The following is a 22,494-nucleotide window of genomic DNA, read 5'->3' on the forward strand; positions in this document are numbered from 1 at the left end:
ATCAGGCGCTCGCTTCCTGCCGGAGGATCGTCAACACCTGCTGCCGCTGGTGCTCCCCAAAGGCCTGGATAACGGCTTGCAGCCGCTCAGTGTCGTCGTTGACGGCGGCATCCGCCAGCTGCCGAAAGAAGGTGGCGGTTTCACCGATTTCTTCCCGGAAGTGTTCCAGCGCCACAAAATAGGTGCGGCTGATGGCCGGCCGAAAATTCTCGAGGGTTTCCTCCAGAAACGGGTTCTCAACCAGGCCGTAGGCGTAACGCATAACCCCGAAACCCGCATCAATAACCTGCTCGGCGGCGTCGGCACTGGTGGCGTTCAGGGCATCAATGACTGCCTGCAATTCACGGACCTGACCCATGACACCGCCAAGCTCCCTGCCGGACCAGCGCTCAAGTACCTTGCGCCCCAGCATGCAGAGGAGGTCGATATAGATGTCGTAGAGGCTGTTGACGCTTTCTGGCGTCAGGCTGGAGACCACCGCACCCCGCCGGGGGAAAATCTCAATCAGATGGCGGCGCTCCAGAATGAGCAGTGCTTCCCGAACGGAGCCACGGCTGACATTCAGTTCTCCCGACACCTTCAATTCCTGAATGCGTTCGCCGGGCTTGAGATCTCGCGTGATGATTCGTTGCCCCAGATGCTGGGCAATTTGTTCAGACAGACTTTCCGGGGCCTGAAACCTCATAAAGTTGGTCACTCATTCCTGAAGACGGCACGATTTCAAACGCAGAAGTTTACCACAGGGAATCTATAGCCCCACCCCTTGTCTGACATTTTGCACAGCTCAGGAACATCGCGGCAAATCACTGCCGGTTTTTTGACGGCGAATCAGGAACGACAGCCGAAAAATCAGAAACCAAGTGATGTTAGCCTCGTTACTCGCTGTTTTTGTTCGTTTTTGATGACTGGGCACGGTTTCTGCTTTGCACACGCAAAGCACTGTAAACTTCTGCGACAGAGTGAACCGTAGTGAAAAACATACCGTCGATCCATCAGTCTCCTTCCCAGCCCCAGAAACTGGCTGCGCTGCGTCAGGCACACAAGGACTGGAACAACACGCCGGATGTACTCACCAGGCTGACGCGCCGGCTGTCCACCACCCTGTCGCTGGAACAGCAGCTGGCGATCCTGGCCGAAGAGCTGGTCGCCATTGTTCCTTTCAGTGCGCTCAACTACCGCCACCGGATCGGTAAACAGGATTTCGTCTATGCCACAGGCATGGGGGGCCCACACCGCTGCGAGTACCGGCTGAGCCTTGAAGGTGTCAATTATGGGACCCTGGTACTGCAACGTCGGCAGAGGTTCTCGGAACAGGAGCTGGAAGGCGTAGAGATGGTTCTGAGTGCGGCGATCTGCCCGATTCGCAACGCCTGCCAGTACGTGGCCATTGAGCAGGCATCCCTGACAGATTCCCTGACCGGCATACCCAACAAACGCGCCCTGGACGATGCTCTGCAGCGCTCCAGCCTGTTATCAGAGCGTCATGGCGAGCCCTACTCGCTCGTCCTCTGCGATCTGGACCACTTCAAGACGGTGAACGACACTCACGGCCATGTGGTTGGCGACCATCTTCTGCAATTGGCCGCGTGCGAGATCGAGAAGTCGATCCGAACCTCGGATTCAGTCTACCGCTTTGGCGGCGAGGAGTTTGCTATCCTGCTCCCGCATACCTCGGAGCAGGATGCGAGGGATGTAGCAGAGCGCGTTCGCGAAGCGATTGCCGCTATCCGGGTTGATGGCGGAGAGAAGGAGCTGAAGGTCACAACGAGTTGTGGTGTTGCCACTTTCCTGCCCAAGGAGGCGCCCCAGGCCTGGCTGGCAAGGGCGGACGAGGCACTCTATCGTGCCAAACACCAGGGCCGTAACTGCACCCGGGTGTTTGCCACCATTTCGTAACGATCAGCCCCGGGGCGTCTTGCTTCGGGCTCTCTCTGGCCGGGGAGCACGCCCGGCTGGTTTGGCAGGTTTGGTGTCGCTGACAGCCCATTTGTTGCCGGGGGTTTTCTTACCGGACCGGCCAGGGCTTTTCCGCCTCTGGCGGTCGTGGGCCGCTTTCTCATTTGGTGTTTTCTGAGGAATTTCAACCGATTCGAGACCAACCGTGCGACTCAGGGTGTCTACTGCCCGCTGATCCAGCTCTTCCCATTTTCCTACAGTCAGCCTGCTCGGCAGGAAGATCGGCCCGTAGCGCACGCGCTTCAGCCGACTGACGCGAACACCCTGGGATTCCCAAAGACGACGAACTTCCCGATTGCGCCCTTCCAGCAAGGTCACGTGGAACCAGCGATTTATACCGCTACCGCCGGCCGGAGAGATATCGGTGAACTTGGCCATGCCATCTTCCAGGAGAACGCCCTGAAGCAGGCGCTCGATCATCGCATCGTCCACTTCCCCGAAGATCCGTACCGCGTATTCCCGATCAATCTGGTTGGACGGGTGCATCAGGCGATTCGCCAACTCGCCGTCTGTGGTGAATAGCACCAGACCCGTGGTATTGATATCCAGCCGTCCGATGGAAATCCACCGGTGCTCCTTGAGACGTGGCAAACGATCAAACACCGTCGGCCGCCCCTCAGGATCCTTTCGAGTGGTAACCTCACCCTCCGGCTTGTTATAAATCAGTACCCGGCGCATCACTTCCGCCGCACCGGACACTTCAAGTCGCTTGCCGTCGAGTTCGAAGCGATCCTCAACAGTCGCTTTTTGCCCGGGCGCCACAGGTTGCCCGTTGACCAGCAGGCGGCCGGCTTCCATCCAGCCTTCAATTTCCCGGCGCGAACCGATGCCCGCGCGGGCGAGCAATTTCTGAATACGCTCTGGCCCACCCTGGCTCGCGTTGTCCTTGGCTGGTCTGGCTGGTTTGTTGGGGCGTTCTGCCGCCATGAAATCAATCCTTAGTATCTGACTGACACCCGAATGGCGTCAGTGAAGTGTCTGGCTCGAAGATTCGTCGTCGTTCTCGGCAGTCGTTGATTCGAACTCGATCTCCGCCTGCATGTTCTTTTCAATTTCCCGGCCGATCTCTTCAAGATCGCGGACTTCATTCAGGGGCGGCATCTGATCCAGGCCCGTGAGGTTAAAGTAGTCCAGAAACTGTTTCGTAGTCGCATACATGGCCGGACGGCCGGGAACATCCCGATGCCCAACGACGCGAACCCACTCTCGCTCAAGCAGAGTGCGAATGATATTGCTGCTTACCGTAACACCCCGAATATCCTCGATTTCACCCCGGGTGATGGGCTGCCGGTAGGCGATCAATGCCAGGGTTTCAAGCAACGCCCGGGAATATCGCTGGGGCTTTTCCTCAAACAAACGCCCTACCCAGGGCGCGAATTCTTCGCGTACCTGAATACGGTAGCCGCTGGCAACCTTCTTCAATTCAAAACCGCGCCCTTCGCAGGCCGCTTCCAGAAGTACCATGACATGTTCCATTACCTGGCGTGCGGGGCGCTCCTCTTCACTGAACAGGTCCCGGAGCTGGTCGAGAGACAAGGGTTTGCCCGCCGCCAGCAGGGCCGCTTCGGCAATCGCCTGTATTCTCAGCAGGTGTTCTTCGTTCATGGTGTCTGATCCGTATCTCCGTGCTTTGAACGTCGGGAGGCCCTAGCTGGCTGCCCTGGCTCGAACATGAATCGGGCCCAGGACCTCGGCCTGGACAACCTCGATCAGCTGCTCTTTGACCAGCTCAAGCGTGGCCAGGAAGGTCACCACGACGCCGAGCCGGCCCTCTTCAATCGTAAACAGGCTTTCGAATGTCACAAAATGATCGTCCTGAAGCACCGACAGGATTGCGGACATGCGCTCCCGGGTCGAAAGCCTTTCCCGTTCAACATGGTGACTGGTAAACAGGTCTGCCCGCTGAAGCACGCCTTGCAGAGCCAGCAGCATTTCCCGCAAGTCTACATCCGGATGGGGCTGACTGGAGGGCATCTTCGGCAGCGCGGCGGAGGCGGCAAAGGTATCGCGTTCCAGGCGTGGTAATTCATCAATGTCCTCGGCTGCCTGCTTGAACCGCTCGTATTGCTGAAGCCGGCGAATCAGTTCTGCCCGGGGATCAACCTCTTCCTCATCGTCGCTTTCCTGTCGAGGCAACAGCATCCTCGATTTGATCTCCGCCAATGTGGCGGCCATCACCAGGTACTCCGCAGCCAGCTCGAACCGCATGGCCTCCACGGCACCGATGTAATCCATGTATTGCCGGGTAATTTCGCTGACGTCGATGTCCAGAATGTTCATGTTCTGGCGACGGATGAGATACAGCAGAAGATCCAGCGGCCCTTCGAACGCCTCAAGGAAGACGGCAAGGGCGTCCGGCGGAATGTACAAATCCTTGGGAAGATCCACCACCGGCTTGCCGGACACCCGCGCCAGGGGCGACTGCTCCGGTGCAGCGTCCTGGGCTTCGGGCGTGGCCTGATCGGTGGATTCTTCAGTCATAACCTTTCACTCCGGGTCGGCGCACTGGCTGTATGCACGTGGCACCGACTCCTGCGGATTCAACGGTAATGAAGCCCCATGGCGGCCCGGACTTCCTCCAGGGTGTCGCGGGCGGCGTCGCGGGCGTGCTCGCGACCTTCCTGGAGAATGGAATGAACCAGATCCGGATTGCCCTCATACTCCCGCGCGCGTTCGTGGAGCGGACGCTGCTCCTCGACAATCGCGTCAATCAACGGCTTCTTGCAGTCCAGGCAACCGATGCCGGCACTGCGACAACCGGTCTGCACCCACTCCTGAGTGTCGGCGTCAGAATAGATCTTGTGCATTCCCCACACCGGGCACTTTTCGGGCTCACCCGCATCGGTGCGCCGGACCCGTTGGGGGTCGGTCTGCATGGTGCGAACCTTCTGGGCTACGCTGTCCGGCTCTTCCCGCAGACCGATATAGTTGTTGTAGGACTTGGACATTTTCTGCCCATCCAGCCCCGGCAACTTGGATTCCGGCGTCAGCAGCGGTTGGGGCTCCGGCAGAATCACCTTGCCGCCACCTTCAATGTAGCCGTAAAGACGCTCACGATCGCCCAGGGAGATATTCTGTTGTTCTTTCAACAGAGCACGGGCCGTTTCCAGGGCGTCCATGTCGCCCTCTTCCTGGTAACGCCTCTTGAGATTGCGATAGAGCTTGGCGTTTTTCTTGCCCATCTTCACGATGGCACCTTCCGCCTGCTCTTCAAACCCTGGCTCGCGACCATAGATGTGGTTGAACCGGCGCGCGATTTCCCGGGTGATTTCAACGTGGGAAACCTGATCTGCACCAACAGGCACTTTTCCTGCCCGGTAAACCAGAATATCTGCACTCTGAAGCAGCGGGTAACCCAGGAACCCGTAAGTCGCCAGATCCTTCTCCCGCAGCTTCTCCTGCTGATCCTTGAACGTCGGCACGCGTTCCAGCCACCCGAGTGGCGTGATCATCGAGAGCAGCAGATGCAGTTCGGCGTGCTCGGGCACCTGCGACTGGATAAACATCGTGGACGAGCCCGGGTTCACACCGGCCGCCAGCCAATCAATGACCATATCCCAGACGCTTTGTTCAATGCCGGAGGGGTCATCGTAGTTGGTGGTGAGCGCGTGCCAGTCCGCCACAAAGAAAAAACATTCGAATTCATGCTGGAGTTTAACCCAGTTTTTCAGCACACCGTGGTAGTGGCCAAGGTGAAGCTTGCCGGTCGGACGCATGCCGGACAAAACCCTTTGCTGGGAATCTACAGAACTCAAAGCACGAACTCCTTATTTGGTATTGGAACCGCCATCATAGTTCAGGCGACCCGGCATTATAAATAAAAAACCCCCGCTCTGCAGGGCAGAAACGGGGGTTTTTACTGAAAGAAGGCCAGCTTACCAGCCAGTGACTTCCTTCAGGGCCTGACCGATCTCGGCCAGACTGCGTACGGTGCGAACACCAGCGTCTTCCAGGGCGGCAAACTTATCGTCCGCTGTACCCTTGCCACCGGAGATGATGGCGCCCGCATGGCCCATGCGCTTGCCCGGAGGCGCAGTAACACCAGCGATGTAGGAAACCACCGGCTTGGAGACGTTCTGCTTGATGTAGGCCGCAGCTTCTTCCTCGGCGGTACCGCCGATCTCGCCAATCATCACAATGGCTTCTGTCTCGGGATCTTTCTCGAGCAGGGCCAGAATGTCGATGAAGTTGGAGCCCGGGATCGGGTCACCACCGATACCGATACAGGTGGACTGACCGTAGCCGAAGTCAGTGGTCTGCTTGACCGCTTCGTAAGTCAGGGTGCCTGAACGGGACACGATGCCAACCTTGCCCTTCTTGTGGATGTGGCCAGGCATGATGCCGATCTTGCACTCGTCCGGAGTGATAACACCCGGGCAGTTCGGACCAATCATGCGAACGCCTTTGCGATCCACGTATTCTTTGGCGTACAGCATATCGATAGTCGGGATACCTTCAGTGATACATACGATCAGCTGAATGCCGGCATCCGCCGCTTCGATGATGGCGTCCTTACAGAACGGCGCAGGTACGTAGATAACGGTCGCTTCAGCGCCGGTTGCTTCAACGGCGTCACGCACGGTGTTGAACACCGGCAGACCCAGATGCTCGGTACCGCCCTTGCCGGGGCTGACGCCACCAACCATCTTGGTGCCGTAGGCGATCGCCTGCTCTGAGTGGAAGGTGCCCTGTGCGCCGGTAAAGCCCTGACAGATAACCTTGGTGTCTTTGTTAATCAGGATGCTCATTATTTACCCCCTGCGGCTTTAACAACTTGCTCTGCCGCATTCGACAGACTGGTAGCGGCAATGATGTTCAGACCGCTCTCGGCGAGTACCTGAGTACCCTTCTCCGCGTTGTTGCCTTCAAGGCGAACCACAACAGGAACCTTGACGCCGACTTCCTTCACGGCACCGATGATGCCCTCTGCAATCATGTCGCAGCGAACGATACCACCGAAGATGTTGACCAGAACCGCCTTCACATTGGAGTCAGACAGGATGATCTTGAATGCCTCGGAAACACGCTCCTTGGTTGCACCGCCGCCAACGTCCAGGAAGTTGGCAGGCTGGCCGCCGGACAGCTTGATGATGTCCATGGTACCCATGGCCAGGCCGGCACCGTTGACCATGCAGCCGATGTTGCCTTCCAGGGCCACGTAGTTGAGCTCCCACTTGGCCGCTTCCGCTTCCCGGGAATCTTCCTGGGAGGGATCGTGCATCTCGTGGATCTTTTTCTGGCGGTATAGTGCGTTGCCGTCGACGCCGACTTTGGCGTCCAGGCAGTGCAGATCACCAGCCGGGGTAATAACCAGCGGGTTGATTTCTACCAGTGCCAGATCGCACTCTTCGAACAGCTTGGCCAGACCAACGAAGATCTTGGTGAACTGACCGATCTGCTTGCCTTCCAGGCCCAGTTTGAACGCGAGCTCGCGGCCCTGGTACGGCTGAGCGCCAACCAGCGGGTCGATTTCGGCTTTCAGGATCTTCTCGGGCGTTTCCTCGGCAACCTTCTCGATCTCAACACCACCTTCGGTGGAGGCCATGAACACGATGCGGCGAGTGCCACGGTCAACAACCGCGCCCAGGTAAAGCTCCTGGTCGATGTCGGTGAGGGATTCAACCAGGATCTTGCTCACCGGCTGGCCGTTTTCATCTGTCTGGTAGGTTACCAGGTTCTGGCCCAGCCACTTCTCGGCAAACTCACGGATCTCTTCTTTGCTCTTGACCAGCTTTACACCGCCAGCCTTACCACGGCCACCTGCGTGAACCTGGGCTTTCACAACCCATGCATCACCGCCGATTTCACCAGCTGCGTCTACAGCTTCCTTCGGAGTATCACAGGCAATGCCCTTGGATACTGGCAGGCCATATTCAGCGAAAAGCTGTTTGCCCTGATATTCATGCAAATTCATAGTTAATGTCCCGAATTAAAAAATTCCTGGTTTGCGTTACTTCTTCTTGCGGCGGTTGGCGATGTGGATCGCGCCACCACCGACGGCCAGAGCTGCTTCATGCACGGACTCGGACAGAGTCGGATGTGCAAAACAGGTCAGGGCCAGATCTTCGGCGCTGGAACCGAATTCCATGGCGATTACGCCCTGGGCAACGATTTCAGAGGCCTGGGGACCAACTACATGGAAACCGACAATGCGGTCAGTTTTTGCGTCAGCAATGATCTTGACCAGACCGGACGCCGAGTTTGCAGCCATTGCACGACCGTTGGCCGCAAACGGGAAGGTACCTACGTTGTACTCTTCACCTTCTGCCTTCATCTGCTCTTCGGTTTTGCCAACCCAGGCAACTTCCGGGAAGGTGTAGACAACGTTCGGGATGCAGTCGTAGTTCACCTGAGGCTTGTGCCCGGCAATACGCTCCGCAACCATGATGCCTTCTTCAGACGCCTTGTGGGCCAGCATGGGTCCACGAACCACGTCACCGATCGCCCAGACACCCGGGGCTTCGGTTTTACAGTTGTCATCAACAAAGATGAAGCCGCGCTCATCCATCTGGACGCCGGAATCTTCCGACAACAGGTTGTCGGTGTAGGGTCGACGACCAACAGCCACGATCAGCTTGTCGAACTTGGCTTCGTGCTTGCCCTTGGAATCCTCGTAGTTCACGTTCACCAGCTTGCGCTTTACTTCCGCGCCAGTCATACGCGCACCCATGACGATGTTCAGTCCCTGCTTCTGGAACTGTTTCAGGGCATCTTTTGCTACCTGCTGGTCAACGGCCGGCAGGAAGGTGTCCTGGGCTTCCAGAACGGTGACTTCGGCGCCCAGGCGGGCCCAGACACTGCCGAGTTCCAGGCCGATAACGCCGGCACCAATCACACCTAGGCGCTTCGGCACCTCGGTGAACTCGAGGGCACCCTCGGAATCCACGATGTATTCGCCGTCGAAAGGCGCGGGCGGAATCTGGATCGGCTTGGAACCGGTGGCCAGAATGATGTTTTCGGCTTCGTAGGTCTTCGACTTGCCGTCCTTGTCGGTTACTTCCACCTTACGGTTGGCCAGCAATTTGCCGTGGCCATGGATGGAAGTCACGCCGTTGGACTTGAACAGGCCTGCGATACCGCCGGTCAGCTGCTTAACGATGCCGCTCTTGCGCTCCATCATCTTGCCGATGTCCATTTTGACATCCTTGGCGATGATGCCCTGCATCTCGAAATCGTGGCTGGATTCCTCAAACTTGTGGGAAATCTCCAGCAGCGCCTTGGAGGGGATGCAACCAACGTTCAGGCAGGTACCACCGAGCACCTGTGCCTTACCGTCTTCTGAAGTCCAGGATTCGACACACGCGGTCTTGAGACCAAGCTGTGCCGCTTTGATGGCAGCTACGTAGCCCCCGGGGCCTGCACCAATGACAATGACGTCGTACTTATCAGACATACTTTTATCCCGTTTCCGATTCGTTAAATGTCGGCTCAGACGTCCAGCAGAATACGTGCCGGGTCTTCAAGCATTTCCTTGATGGCAACGAGGAACTGCACCGCTTCCTTACCATCAATCATTCTGTGGTCGTAAGAAAGCGCCAGGTACATCATCGGCTGAATTTCCACCTTGCCGTTCACGGCCATCGGACGCTCCTGGATCTTGTGCATGCCCAGGATGGCTGTCTGAGGCGGGTTCAGGATCGGTGTGGAAATCAGCGAACCGAAGATACCGCCGTTGGTAATTGTGAAGGTACCGCCGGTCATATCTTCAATGGCCAGTTTGCCTTCTTTCGCCTTGGTGCCGTACTCGACGATCTTCTTCTCGATGTCGGCCAGACCCATGGCGTCGGAATCACGCAGAACAGGAACCACCAGGCCGCGATCGGTGGAAACCGCCACGCCGATGTCCTGGTAACCGTGATACACCATGTCGTTACCATCGATGGACGCGTTCACCGCCGGGAAGCGCTTCAGGGCTTCGGTGGCAGCCTTGGTAAAGAACGACATGAAGCCAAGCTTGATACCGTGACGCTTCACAAAGCTGTCCTGGTACTGCTTGCGCATCTCCATGATCGGGCCCATGTTCACCTCGTTAAAGGTGGTAAGCATGGCTGCGCTCTGCTGGGCATTAACCAGACGCTTGGCGATGCTCGCACGCAGGCGGGTCATCGGTACGCGCTTCTCGGGACGTTCGCCCTGGCTGACGTTGACTTCCGGCATACCAGCCGCAGGCTGGGGTGCGGCAGCACCGCCGGAGGACTTGGCGCTGTCTACGTGGTTCTGAACGTCTTCCTTGGTTACGCGGCCATCTTTACCGGTACCCTTGATGCTGTTCGGATCGACGTTATTTTCCTCAGCCAGCTTTCGGGCCGCCGGGCTCAGGATGGCTTCGCCGGAAGATGCCTCACTCTTGGCTTCTTCCTTCGGAGCCTCTTCCTTGCTTTCTTCTTTCTTACCCTCGGCAGGCTTGGATTCGCCCTTGGCGCCTTCCTTGAACTTGCCGACTACCTCACCACTTTCAACGGTATCGCCTTCGTTCTTGATGATTTCTTCAATCACGCCGTCAGCAGGCGCAACAACCTCAAGAACAACCTTGTCGGTCTCGATATCGACAATCAGCTCGTCACGGGAGCAGGCTTCACCCGGCTGTTTGTGCCAGGTCGCGACAGTACCTTCCGCGACCGACTCCGGGAAAACGGGGGCTTTAATCTCAGTTGACATTACAGATCCTTAGTTCGGTAGCTCGTCAAATTTCAAACGCGTCGTTAACCAGTTTCTTCTGCTCTTCAATGTGGACCGACATATGGCCACAGGCAGGAGCAGCCGAAGCGTCACGACCGGCATACTGAAGGTACAGCTTGGGGTTCAGGCGGTGCAGCGCATTACGCATGTGATGCTGGCTGCAGTACCAGGCACCCTGGTTCATCGGCTCTTCCTGACACCAGACGACGTGCTTGAGCTTGGAGTACTCGCTCAAGAGCTCGTCAAGATCGTCTCCGGGGAAAGGATACAGCTGTTCGATCCGGACAATGGCCACGTCATCACGCTCGTCCGACTTCTTCTTTTCAAGCAGATCGAAATACACCTTGCCTGAGCACAGGATCAGACGGGTGACCTTCTTCGGATCGGACGGTTCTTTCTCGGGCAGCACCGTCTTGAAAGTACCGCTGGTCAGATCATCAAGATCAGACGTCGCTTCCTTGTGCCGCAGCAGGCTCTTGGGCGTAATGGCTACCAACGGCTTGCGTAACGGGCGTTTTACCTGGCGCCGCAGCATGTGGAATACCTGGGAAGGCGTGGTGGGCACGCAAACCTGGATATTATGCTCTGCACTCAGTTGCAGGAAACGCTCAAGGCGCGCCGAGCTGTGCTCCGGCCCTTGCCCTTCGTAACCATGGGGCAGCAACAGGGTCAGACCACAAAGGCGTCCCCACTTGTGCTCACCGCTGGTCAGGAACTGATCGATTACAACCTGGGCACCATTGGCAAAATCGCCGAACTGCGCTTCCCAGACCACAAGGCCATCAGGCGCGGTAGTGGCGTAGCCGTACTCGAACGCCATTACGGCTTCTTCCGACAGCAGCGAGTCGTAAATTTCGAACTTGGGCTGATCTTCCGACAATTCCGCCAGAGCAATATGGGTCGATCCATCTTTCTGGTTGTGAAGGACGGCATGGCGGTGAGAGAACGTGCCACGGCCAATATCCTGCCCCGTAAGACGGATTGGGTGACCTTCGTCCAACAGCGTCGCGTACGCCATGACTTCACCGTAGCCCCAGTTGATAGGCAGGGCGCCGGCGGTCATTTTTTCGCGGTCGGAAACAATCTTGGAGACCTGACGCTGGATACTGAAACCTTCAGGGACCGAGGTCAGTTTCTTGCCCAGCTTCTGGATCGTCTTCAGCGCAACGCTGGACTTGCACTTGGCTGTCCACTCGTGGCCGAGGTAAGGAGTCCAGTCAACGTAGAGCTCTTTGTTGGGCTCTTTGACCAGGGACTTGACCACGTGCTCGCCATTATCCAGGGCGTCACGGTAGTCGTTCTCCATCTGCTTGGCTTCTTCCTCGGTGATAACACCGGCTTCCACCAATTGATCCACGTACAGGTTGCGGGTGGTCTTGAGCTTGCGGATTTTCTCGTACATGACCGGCTGGGTTGCTGCCGGCTCGTCCGCTTCGTTGTGACCGCGACGACGATAGCAGACCAGGTCGATCACAACGTCGTTCTTGAATTCATTGCGATAATCCATGGCCATCTGTGTCACGAACATGACCGCTTCAGGGTCATCCGCATTCACATGCAGAATCGGCGCCTGGATCATCTTGGCAACGTCGGTACAGTATTCCGTGGATCGCGCATCTTCCTGCTTGCTGGTGGTGAAACCAACCTGGTTGTTGATCACGATATGAATGGTGCCACCAACGCCGAAGCCGCGGGTCTGGGACATCTGGAAAGTTTCCATCACCACGCCCTGACCGGCGAATGCTGCGTCGCCGTGCATGATAATCGGAACGACCTTGGTGCCCTCATTGTCGTTACGGCGGGTTTGACGAGCCCGGACAGAGCCCTCAACAACCGGAGAAACGATTTCAAGGTGTGACGGGTTAAACGCCATTGCCAGGTGAACTTCGCCACCCGGCGTCATCACGTTGGATGAGAAGCCCTGGTGGTACTTCACATCACCGGAGCCAGAATCTGCGAGCTTCTTGCCCTCGAATTCGTCGAAAAGCTCCCGCGGATTTTTGCCCAGGGTGTTTACCAGAACGTTGAGGCGGCCACGGTGAGCCATACCCAGGACGATTTCCTTGGCACCATAGGAGCCGGCACGCTGAATCAGCTCGTCCAGACAGGGGATCAGACTCTCGCCACCCTCCAGACCGAACCGTTTTACGCCGGGGTAGCGGGACCCCAGGTACTTCTCGAGGCCTTCGGCGGCCGTCAGGCGCTCAAGGATATGCTTACGGGTGTTATCTTCGTAGGCCGGGCGTGAACGAACCGGCTCCATGCGCTGCTGGAACCAACGCTTGATGCGGGTATCCACCACGTGCATGTATTCGGCACCGATGCTTTCGCAATAGGTCTGGCGCAGGCCATCGACAATGTCTCCGAGCTTCATGGTCTCGGAGCCAAGGTTCAGGGAGCCGGTCTGGAATTCGAGATCCCTGTCAGAGTCGGATAGCTCATGAAATTCGGGATCGAGGTCTTCGACCCGGGGACGCTGCCATACACCGAGCGGGTCCAGCTTCGCTTCCTGATGACCGCGGAAGCGATAGGCGTTAATCAGCTGGAGAACACGAATCTGCTTTTTGTCCGCATCAGACGTGGCGCTTGCGGGAACGCCGCCGCTGGCAAGAAAGCGCTGATTGCGGGAAATGTGTTCAAACTGTTCGCGGATGGAAGAGTGGACAATGTCACGGCCCTTGTAGCCATCGACACTGGGAAGCTTGTCGAAATAGCTGCGCCACTCTTCAGGAACGGCGTTGGGGTCTGTCAGGTAGGTTTCAAAAAGCTGTTCAACATAGGCGAGATTTCCACCCTGGAGGTGGGAAGTCTGCCATAACTGCTCCATTATGCTTTCGTGCATCTTGAATAGCTCACCTTGGGCTGGTGCGGGGAGCCCGATATGGTCGGCCAGGGGTATTTCTCAGTCAATACGGGTTTTTACGGGATCGACTTTGGCCACCACACCCGACATGGATGTTTTCCATTCCCCGGTGGTTTTTATACTCAGCAAAACAGGGAGAAAACTTTATAAGTTCCCGCCACGGCTTGCGTAGTGTGCACCCGGGTAAGACCTTTGACTATAAGCCTTTGGTTGAAGGCCCCGCAAACTTGCGAGGCCTTCCGGGTACTAACCTGATCAGAACAGTATAGCGTCTGTCGCAAATCCTGCTGCTTAAGTAGCCCTTTGCAGCAGAAGATTCCGAATGTGGCCGATAGCCCTTGTGGGGTTCAGGCCTTTCGGGCAGACACTTACACAGTTCATGATGCCCCGGCAACGGAATACGCTGAACGGGTCATCAAGGTTGGCAAGTCGCTCTTCCTGGGCTGTATCCCGGCTGTCAGCCAGGAAACGGTAGGCCTGAAGCAGGCCGGCAGGACCTATAAACTTGTCAGGGTTCCACCAGAACGACGGGCAGGACGTGGAGCAGCAGGCACAGAGAATACACTCGTACAGGCCGTCCAGCTTCTGGCGGTCTTCCGGAGACTGCAGCCGCTCGATCGCAGGCGCAGGCTTGTCGTTAATCAGGTACGGCATGACCTTTTCGTACTGCTTATAGAAAAGACTCATATCTACAACCAGATCACGAATAACCGGCAGGCCCGGCAGCGGGCGCAGAACCAGCTTATCGCCCTTCACCACCTGGGAAACAGGCGTGATACAGGCCAGCCCGTTCTTGCCGTTCATGTTCATGCCGTCGGAGCCACAAACGCCCTCCCGACAGGAACGGCGATAGGCCATTGAAGGATCCCGCTCTTTGACCAGGTTCAGCACGTCAAGAACCATGAGATCCTTGCCTTCCGGAATTTCGACATCCACGTCCTGCATATAAGGCGCGTTGTCGGTCTCCGGGTTATAACGATAAAGGCTTACTAACATTTTCGGAATCCCCCTTAGTAAGTCCGGACCTTCGGCTCGAACTTGTCCACCGTCTTCGGTGCAAAGTTCACATCACGCTTGCCCACACGCTTTTCCAGCGGGAAGTACATGGAGTGCTTGAGCCAGTTCTCGTCATCACGCTCGGTGAAATCGTTCCTGGCGTGGGCACCACGGCTTTCCTTACGCTCGAACGCGGAAATCGCTGTGGACAGGGCAACCTCATAAAGGTTGTCCAGTTCGAGCGCCTCGATACGAGCAGTGTTAAAGGCGTTGCTGGTATCAGCCAGCTTGGTGTTGCGAACGCGCTCACCAATGGCTTCCAGCTTCTTGAGACCCTCTTCCATGCTCTTGCCGTCACGGAATACACCGAAGTACAACTGCATACAGTTCTGGAGATCTTTCCGAACTTCCGCAACACTCTCGCCTTCGGAGGCGTTGTTCAGGCGGTCAAGCCGCGCCATCGCGCGTTTGATGTCGTCTTCGCTGGCACCGTCCACTTCAAAGCCGCCACGAAGCTGCTCCTCGATGTGCAGACCCGCTGCGCGACCGAAGACCACCAGATCCAGCAGAGAGTTACCACCCAGACGGTTGGCACCGTGTACCGATACACAGGCTGCTTCACCACAGGCGAACAGCCCGGGGATCGGCTTGTCCTTGCCATTTTCGTCCTGGGTCAGCGCCTGGCCACCAACGTTGGTCGGAATACCGCCCATCATGTAGTGACAGGTCGGAACAACCGGGATCGGCTCTTTCACCGGATCAACGTGTGCAAAGGTGCGGGACAGCTCACAGATGCCCGGCAAACGCAGGTTCAGGGTTTCTTCGCCCAGATGATCAAGCTTCAGCAGCACGTGATCCTTGTCGGGACCACAGCCACGACCTTCCAGGATCTCGATAACCATGGCGCGGGCAACAACGTCCCGGCCTGCCAGGTCTTTCGCGTTCGGCGCATAGCGCTCCATGAAACGCTCGCCCTCGGCGTTGATCAGATAACCACCCTCGCCCCGGCAACCTTCGGTTACCAGCGTGCCAGCACCGTAGATGCCGGTCGGATGGAACTGCCACATCTCCATGTCCTGCATCGGGAAACCAGCGCGCAGCGCCATGCCGATACCATCACCCGTATTGATCAGGGCGTTTGTTGTGGAGGCGTAGATACGACCCGCGCCACCGGTAGCCAGAACGGTTGCCTTGGACTTGATGTAAGCAACTTCGCCGGTCTCGACTTCGATGGCGACCACACCAACGACTTCGTCCTTGCTGTTCTTGACGAGATCAACCGCGTACCACTCGTTCAGGAACGTTGTGCCGCCCTTGATGTTGGCCTGATACAGGGTATGCAGAAGCGCGTGACCGGTACGGTCGGCAGCTGCACAGGTACGAGCTGCCTGAGTCGGGTTATCCGGGCCCTTGGACTGACCACCGAAAGGACGCTGATAGATACGACCCTGCTCGGTACGGGAGAAAGGAAGACCCATGTGCTCAAGCTCGAACACCGCCTGAGGGCCTACAGAACACATGTACTCGACGGCATCCTGGTCGGCAATGTAGTCCGAGCCTTTTACCGTGTCATACATGTGCCAGCGCCAGTCGTCGTTCGGATCAGCACTGGCAATAGCACAGGTAATACCGCCCTGCGCAGAGACCGTATGAGACCGCGTGGGGAAAACCTTGGTGATACACGCGGTATTGACGCCGGATTCGGTCAGCTGAAGCGCGGCACGCATGCCGGAGCCGCCGCCACCGATAACAATTGCGTCAAAGGACATGGTCTTAATATTAGCCATCGATTAAAGCCCCCAAATAATTTGAATACCCCAGACGACGTACACAAAAACACCGAGGATAACCACTGCCTGGGCCAGCAACCGTTGTCCAGCGGATTTCATGTAATCCGTTGTAACTGTCCACAACCCGACCCATGCATGCCCCGCAATCGACAACAAAGCCAGAAGCGTGAATATCTTCACCCATGCCTGATCGAACAGAGCAGACCAAGTTTGGTAGTCGACGTCGGTGGAGATGAAAAAGCCGAGTAAAAACAGCGTGTACAGGGCTAATACGTAGGCCGAAACGCGCTGGATGATCCAATCCTGAATTCCGTTACGACCGATATTCGTGACACTGTTCATGCCCATACCCAAACTCCTGCCAAAAGGATGAGAATGACGGAAACCGCAACCGTGATCTTTGATGCCAGGCGGCCGCTTTCCAGCTCTTCACCAATGCCCATGTCCATGAACAGGTGCTTGATGCCTGCAACCAGGTGGTACAACAGAGCAGACAAGATGCCCCAGGTAATCAGCTTGGCAAGGAAGCTGTCCAGCAGTTCACTTACGCGACTGAAGCCCTCTTCCCCGGACAGGGAAAGCTGGAGCCCGTAAAGCATGAACGCAACAGCAACAAACAGGATGATGCCGCTGATGCGGTGCAATATGGACGTAATGGCTGGCAGCGGAAAATGAAACTTGCCGAGATCGAGATTTACTGGTCGTTTGCTATTCACAGCGCTCTCACACTCTCTCTTAGTTCCGCGGGACCGGAAAACCGGGTGCGGATGGTTGGTATGTAAGGATCGGCATGCCGCTACGAAACCGGCATACGATTGGCTTGGAAGAGAAGAAACCTTTTCCACAACCGCCTGTCTAGAAAGCTGCCATAAAAGGTTTATCCCCGATTCCGGGCTAGGGATTATAAGGAGTACCCTAACCAATTACAAACGTGCAACGTCGCTCAGGCCGCGTATTTCAGGGGGTTAAGCCAGCTATAAGGAGGATTGACAAATTCTTTTCCTGCCCGAATCCGTTGTCATTCGGGATATCCCTGATTTACAGCCAATGTCAAATTATGGGTTTTCCCGACTCTTCCATTGACAAAAAAAGCCAACGCCCTATATTTTGCCGCCAGTTTTGCGATAATACGCGCCTTCTAGCGCATCTATAACTGTAGATAAAGCTGTCAAAGCTGATAAATAGGAGAGCACCATGACCGACAGGAAAGCCACGCTCTCGGTGGGGGACAAGTCCATTGAGCTACCGGTTTATTCAGGCACCGTCGGCCCTGACGTTATCGACGTACGAGGCCTAGTCCAGGAAGGCGTTTTCACATACGATCCCGGATTCGTATCCACAGCAGCCTGCGAATCGGCCATTACCTACATCGACGGAGCAAACGGCGTTCTCCTGCACCGCGGCTACCCGATTGAGCAACTGGCCGAACATTCTGACTACCTTGAAGTCTGCTACCTCCTCCTTCACGGCGAACTCCCGAGCGCCGAGGAAAACCAGAAGTTCCACGACACCATCAAAAACCACACCATGCTCCACGACCAGATGCGGAACTTCTTCCAGGGTTTCCGTCGTGATGCACACCCGATGGCGATCATGTGTGGTGTGGTCGGCGCTCTGTCCGCCTTCTACCACGGTGAGATGGACGTTGCCAGCCAGGAGCAGCGGGAAATTACCGCGCATCGCCTGATTGCAAAGATGCCGACCATTGCCGCCTGGTGTTACAAGTACGCCATTGGTCAACCTTTCATTTATCCGCGCAATGACCTCTCGTACTCCGAGAACTTCCTGCAGATGATGTTTGGCGTTCCTTGCGAGGAGTACAAGCCGAACCCGATCCTGGCCAAGGCCATGGACAAGATTTTCATCCTGCACGCGGATCATGAACAGAACGCCTCAACGTCTACGGTGCGCCTCGCCGGCTCTACCGGCGCCAACCCCTACGCCTGCATTGCCTCCGGCATCGCGGCTCTGTGGGGACCCGCCCACGGCGGCGCCAACGAAGCGGTTCTGGACATGCTGGCCGAGATCGGCGACGAATCCAACATCGAGAAATTCATTGCCAAGGCCAAGGACAAAGACGATCCGTTCCGCCTGATGGGCTTCGGCCACCGGGTATACAAGAACTTCGACCCGCGCGCCAAAGTAATGGCTGAAACTGCCCACGAAGTGCTGACCGAGCTGGGCCTGGAAAACGACCCGCTGCTGAAGATCGCCCAGCGTCTCGAGAAGATCGCGTTGGAAGACGAATACTTCGTCAAGCGCAAGCTCTACCCCAACGTGGATTTCTATTCCGGCCTGATCCTCAAGGCAATCGGAATCCCGACGTCGATGTTCACCGTTATCTTCGCTCTGTCGCGCACCATTGGCTGGTTCTCGCACTGGAACGAAATGGTAAGCGGCGACTATCGCATCGGCCGTCCGCGTCAGCTCTACACCGGCTCGGATTCCCGGGATTATCCGGCCAAATAAGTCTGACTTGCCGGGTAAAGCACGTAAAGGCCGCTGATTCAGCGGCCTTTTTTATTGCGTGCTGCCCTGCCCTAATGTGCTAAGTTAACCCGATAAAAACATAAGAGGAGAAAGCGATGACTACAGCAGCATTTATTGGCCTGGGCGTCATGGGTTACCCGATGGCCGGCCACCTGGCGAAGGCGGGGCTCGACGTCAGGGTCTGGAACCGGACCAATGCCAAAGCCGAGCAGTGGGGAAGCGAATACTCGGGAACCAGCTGCACCACCATTGCTGAGGCCGTGAGGGGCGCGGATATTGTTTTGACCTGTGTTGGGGCCGATACCGACCTTATGGCCGTTTACGAGGGTGATGAAGGCATTCTCGCCAACGCCTCTGAAGGCGCTGTGCTGGTCGATCACACCACGGCTTCTGCCGGCATTGCCGAGTATCTCGCTGAAGCTGCCAGTAAAAACAACATGGGATTTGTGGACGCGCCTGTATCCGGCGGCCAGCAAGGCGCTGAAAACGGCAAACTGACCATCATGTGCGGCGGCTCGGAACAGGACTATGCGAAAGCCGAGCCGGTTATGGAGCACTATGCGCGGGCACTCAATCGAATGGGCCCAGCTGGCAGTGGCCAGAAAACCAAGATGGTGAACCAGATCGCGATTGCCGGTCTCGTCCAGGGGCTTTCAGAGGCCCTGCACTTTGCCGAGCAGGCTGAACTGGATGTGGCGAAAGTGGTGGACGTGATTTCAAAAGGCGCAGCCCAATCCTGGCAAATGGAAAACCGCTCGGGAACCATGATTGCAGGAGAGTTCGAACACGGCTTCGCCGTTGACTGGATGCGCAAGGACCTCGGGATTTGCCTTGAGGAGGCGAGAAAAGTGAACGCGTCTCTGCCGGTGACTGCACTGGTCGATCAATTCTATGCAGATGTCCAGTCGATGGGCGGCAAACGATGGGATACGTCATCTCTCATACAGAGACTGAGGAAATTCCGCTAAGGTATTGAATCCGGGGTCGTTTGACGGCAATCAGCCCACGACCCCGGAAACCAGCAGACGTTACTTTTTCTTGTCCTGTGGTTGCCACTTACCGTTCACATACCACGCAGACCAGCCCGTCGCCTTGCCATCCTTTTCAGACATGACGTACTGCTCCTTGCTCTTACGGCTGTAGCGAATCACCGTCGGATTACCCTCGGGGTCACGCTCGGGCGCATCCATCAGGTAATCGTACTTCGGATCAATCTCCTTGCGGTGCGGTTTAATCTCCATCACCAGCGGTGGCCGCGTTTCCCGGTTTTTCGGGAATTTGCTGGCAGCCAGGAATAAACCGGACGCACCGTCCCTGAGAACGTAAGTATCATCGACTTTCTGACATTGGAGCTCGGGCATTGGCACCGGATCCATTTTGGGCGGAGCGGGCTCGCCATTTTTCAGCAACTTGCGGGTATTCTTGCACTCGGCATTGGTGCATCCGAAATACTTGCCAAAACGCCCGGTTTTAAGCTGCATCTCGGAGCCACACTTATCGCACTCAAGAGTCGGCCCATCGTAGCCCTTGATGCGGAAGGTGCCCTTTTCCACCTCGTAGCCAGAGCAATCCGGATTGTTACCGCAAACATGCAGCTTGCGGGTTTCGTCCACCAGGTAGCTGTCCATGGCGGTGCCACACTTGGGGCAGCGACGTTTCTTGCGCAGCAGACGGGTTTCGCCCTCACCCTCTACGTCATCGTCGGCGCTGACAACCTCATCACCGGATACGAGGTTAATGGTAGTCTTGCAACGCTCTTTCGGCGGCAAGGAATAACCAGAGCAACCCAGGAAAACACCGGTGCTGGCAACCCGGATCTGCATGTTCCGGCCACAGCTCGGGCATGGAATGTCCGTTTCAGTCGGCGTGTTGGCCCGCATGCCGCCGTCTTCACCACTCTCGGCTTTTTCCAGCTGCTGCCGGAACCGACCGTAAAAATCATTCAGGACTTTCTTCCACTCGACCTCGCCCTCGGCAATCTCGTCGAGCTCATCTTCCATCCTCGCGGTGAAGTCGAAGTCCATCAGGTTCGGAAAAGATTCCGACAGGCGCTCGGTAACGATCTCGCCCATCTTCTCGGCGTAGAACCGACGGTTCTGCAGCCTCACATAGCCGCGATCCTGAATCGTGGAAATAATCGATGCGTAGGTCGACGGACGGCCAATGCCCTGCTTTTCGAGCTCCTTGACCAGGCTGGCCTCGGTGTACCTGGGCGCCGGCTTGGTAAAGTGCTGCGTAGGATCCAGTTTCTTGAGATCCAGCACTTCATCCACCTTAATGTCAGGCAGAGCAATGTCTTCGTCTTTCTTAGCGGCCTGGGGTGCTGCCTTCAGGAAGCCATCGAATTTGATGATCCGGCCCCGGGTACGGAGTTCATAATCGCCGTTGGCCACCACGATGGACGTACTCAGGAATTCGGCGTCGGACATCTGGCAGGCAATAAACTGACGCCATATGAGGTCGTAGAGCTTCTCGGCATCCTTCTCAAGGCCACTGATATCCGCCGGACGACGGCTGACTTCGGTTGGGCGAATGGCCTCGTGCGCCTCCTGGGCGCCCTCTTTGCTGCCGTAGACACGGGGCTTTTCCGGCCGGTATTTGTCGCCGAATTGCTTTTCGATATACGCACGGCAACTGTTGATCGCATCCTGACTCAGGTTGGTGGAGTCCGTACGCATGTAGGTAATGAAACCGGCCTCATAAAGACGCTGGGCCAGCATCATGGTCTTCTTGACGCTGAACCCCATCCGGTTACTGGCAGCCTGCTGCAGCGTAGACGTAATAAACGGCGCAGACGGCCGCGAACGGGTCGGCTTGTCTTCCCGCTTGGCAACCTTGAACGTACCGGCCTTTAGCCGGCTGACGTGGTCACTGCTCTGCTGCTCATTGACCGGACGATACGGCTTGTCCTCGTGGCGAGTCACCTCGAAACGGACCGGTTGATCGGCCTTGGCAGACGCCAGATCGGCGTGTAACTGCCAGAACTCCTCCGGAACGAACTTCCGGATTTCACGCTCACGCTCGACTATCAGCCGCACCGCAACGGATTGAACACGGCCGGCGGAGAGGCCGCGGGCAAGTTTGGCCCAAAGCAGGGGCGACACCATATAGCCAACAACCCGGTCGAGGAAGCGACGGGCCTGCTGTGCGTTAACCCGGTTATTGTCGAGAGTGCCTGGATCCTTGAACGCTTCCTGAATCGCACGCTTGGTGATTTCGTTGAACACCACGCGCCGGTACTTCTCAGGTTTGCCACCAATGGTCTGCTGAAGGTGCCAGGCGATGGCCTCCCCTTCACGGTCCAAATCCGTTGCCAGATAGATATGGTCTGCTGATTTGGCCAAACGCTTGAGTTCGCTGACCACCTTCTCTTTGCCGGGAAGGATCTCGTAACGAGCACTCCAGTCCTGGTCCGGGTCGACACCCATCCGGGCAACCAGCTGTTCGCGGGACTTGCGCTTTTTATGAACCGCCTTCTCTTCAGGGCTCATCTTCCGGGTGATAGCAGCCTGCTTGGCACGCTCTTTGGGATCGGACTGGGATCCGCTGCCACTGACGGGAAGATCACGAATGTGCCCGACGCTCGATTTGACGATGAAGTCAGAGCCCAGGTACTTGTTGATGGTCTTCGCTTTCGCTGGTGACTCGACAATTACGAGACTTTTACCCATATCGGAGTTCTGTATCCTTGGCGATAAATCGGTCAATAAATCAGCAAAC

General features: G+C 56.8%; 18 protein-coding genes. 3 read left to right on the forward strand and 15 right to left on the reverse strand.

What is annotated here, in order from left to right; genetic code table 11:
* Nucleotide 1 precedes the first annotated feature (1 nt).
* Nucleotides 2–685 carry a GntR family transcriptional regulator gene (locus EDB94_RS13360; protein ID WP_008174408.1) on the reverse strand — a complete coding sequence of 228 codons (684 nt, stop codon included), beginning with the start codon at nucleotides 683–685 and terminating at the stop codon, nucleotides 2–4.
* 284 nt (nucleotides 686–969) lie between these two features.
* Between EDB94_RS13360 and EDB94_RS13365 the strand changes: the two genes are divergently transcribed.
* On the forward strand, nucleotides 970–1,896 hold the full coding sequence (locus EDB94_RS13365; RefSeq protein WP_014576931.1) for a GGDEF domain-containing protein: 927 nt from the start codon (nucleotides 970–972) through the stop codon (nucleotides 1,894–1,896).
* Between the two features lie 3 nt (nucleotides 1,897–1,899).
* Here EDB94_RS13365 and rluB read toward each other — a convergent pair whose 3' ends face one another.
* From rluB to sdhC, 13 genes are all read right to left on the reverse strand, one after another.
* A complete protein-coding gene (gene rluB, locus EDB94_RS13370) occupies nucleotides 1,900–2,883 on the reverse strand; it encodes a 23S rRNA pseudouridine(2605) synthase RluB (protein ID WP_108018889.1) in 984 nt (327 codons plus the stop codon).
* Nucleotides 2,884–2,922: 39 nt separating this feature from the next.
* A complete protein-coding gene (gene scpB, locus EDB94_RS13375) occupies nucleotides 2,923–3,561 on the reverse strand; it encodes an SMC-Scp complex subunit ScpB (RefSeq protein WP_008174401.1) in 639 nt (212 codons plus the stop codon).
* Between the two features lie 42 nt (nucleotides 3,562–3,603).
* The gene (locus EDB94_RS13380; RefSeq protein ID WP_008174399.1) at nucleotides 3,604–4,437 is read right to left on the reverse strand and encodes a ScpA family protein; all 834 of its coding nucleotides are present in this window, start codon (nucleotides 4,435–4,437) and stop codon (nucleotides 3,604–3,606) included.
* Nucleotides 4,438–4,496: 59 nt separating this feature from the next.
* Nucleotides 4,497–5,711 carry a tryptophan--tRNA ligase gene (locus EDB94_RS13385; protein ID WP_075267709.1) on the reverse strand — a complete coding sequence of 405 codons (1,215 nt, stop codon included), beginning with the start codon at nucleotides 5,709–5,711 and terminating at the stop codon, nucleotides 4,497–4,499.
* 120 nt (nucleotides 5,712–5,831) lie between these two features.
* Nucleotides 5,832–6,704 carry a succinate--CoA ligase subunit alpha gene (gene sucD / locus EDB94_RS13390; RefSeq protein WP_008174394.1) on the reverse strand — a complete coding sequence of 291 codons (873 nt, stop codon included), beginning with the start codon at nucleotides 6,702–6,704 and terminating at the stop codon, nucleotides 5,832–5,834.
* On the reverse strand, nucleotides 6,704–7,870 hold the full coding sequence (gene sucC / locus EDB94_RS13395; RefSeq protein ID WP_008174392.1) for an ADP-forming succinate--CoA ligase subunit beta: 1,167 nt from the start codon (nucleotides 7,868–7,870) through the stop codon (nucleotides 6,704–6,706). Before sucC ends, sucD begins: the two co-directional genes overlap by 1 nt.
* A 36-nt stretch (nucleotides 7,871–7,906) precedes the next feature.
* On the reverse strand, nucleotides 7,907–9,349 hold the full coding sequence (gene lpdA / locus EDB94_RS13400) for a dihydrolipoyl dehydrogenase (protein ID WP_008174390.1): 1,443 nt from the start codon (nucleotides 9,347–9,349) through the stop codon (nucleotides 7,907–7,909).
* A gap of 35 nt (nucleotides 9,350–9,384) precedes the next feature.
* Nucleotides 9,385–10,614 carry a 2-oxoglutarate dehydrogenase complex dihydrolipoyllysine-residue succinyltransferase gene (gene odhB, locus EDB94_RS13405; protein WP_014576927.1) on the reverse strand — a complete coding sequence of 410 codons (1,230 nt, stop codon included), beginning with the start codon at nucleotides 10,612–10,614 and terminating at the stop codon, nucleotides 9,385–9,387.
* 25 nt (nucleotides 10,615–10,639) lie between these two features.
* Nucleotides 10,640–13,477: a 2-oxoglutarate dehydrogenase E1 component gene (locus EDB94_RS13410; protein WP_008174385.1), complete on the reverse strand. Its 2,838-nt coding sequence runs from the start codon at nucleotides 13,475–13,477 to the stop codon at nucleotides 10,640–10,642.
* 312 nt (nucleotides 13,478–13,789) lie between these two features.
* Complete coding sequence (locus tag EDB94_RS13415; protein ID WP_008174383.1) at nucleotides 13,790–14,494, reverse strand: succinate dehydrogenase iron-sulfur subunit; 705 nt, start codon at nucleotides 14,492–14,494, stop codon at nucleotides 13,790–13,792.
* Nucleotides 14,495–14,508: 14 nt separating this feature from the next.
* Nucleotides 14,509–16,281 (reverse strand): succinate dehydrogenase flavoprotein subunit, encoded by a 1,773-nt coding sequence (sdhA, locus tag EDB94_RS13420; RefSeq protein WP_008174382.1) that lies wholly within the window; start codon nucleotides 16,279–16,281, stop codon nucleotides 14,509–14,511.
* A gap of 3 nt (nucleotides 16,282–16,284) precedes the next feature.
* Nucleotides 16,285–16,632 (reverse strand): succinate dehydrogenase, hydrophobic membrane anchor protein, encoded by a 348-nt coding sequence (sdhD, locus tag EDB94_RS13425; RefSeq protein ID WP_014576925.1) that lies wholly within the window; start codon nucleotides 16,630–16,632, stop codon nucleotides 16,285–16,287.
* Complete coding sequence (sdhC, locus tag EDB94_RS13430; protein WP_014576924.1) at nucleotides 16,623–17,000, reverse strand: succinate dehydrogenase, cytochrome b556 subunit; 378 nt, start codon at nucleotides 16,998–17,000, stop codon at nucleotides 16,623–16,625. The genes sdhD and sdhC overlap by 10 nt, the downstream gene beginning before the upstream one ends.
* A gap of 478 nt (nucleotides 17,001–17,478) precedes the next feature.
* Between sdhC and gltA the strand changes: the two genes are divergently transcribed.
* A complete protein-coding gene (gltA, locus tag EDB94_RS13435) occupies nucleotides 17,479–18,753 on the forward strand; it encodes a citrate synthase (RefSeq protein ID WP_008174375.1) in 1,275 nt (424 codons plus the stop codon).
* A 116-nt stretch (nucleotides 18,754–18,869) separates the two neighbouring features.
* A complete protein-coding gene (locus EDB94_RS13440; RefSeq protein WP_108018888.1) occupies nucleotides 18,870–19,742 on the forward strand; it encodes an NAD(P)-dependent oxidoreductase in 873 nt (290 codons plus the stop codon).
* A gap of 60 nt (nucleotides 19,743–19,802) precedes the next feature.
* On the opposite strand, the gene topA is transcribed toward EDB94_RS13440, so the two are convergent.
* On the reverse strand, nucleotides 19,803–22,445 hold the full coding sequence (gene topA, locus EDB94_RS13445) for a type I DNA topoisomerase (RefSeq protein WP_108018887.1): 2,643 nt from the start codon (nucleotides 22,443–22,445) through the stop codon (nucleotides 19,803–19,805).
* Nucleotides 22,446–22,494 lie beyond the last annotated feature (49 nt).

The sequence above is a fragment of the Marinobacter sp. 3-2 genome (assembly GCF_003751355.1).
Lineage (GTDB): Bacteria > Pseudomonadota > Gammaproteobacteria > Pseudomonadales > Oleiphilaceae > Marinobacter > Marinobacter adhaerens.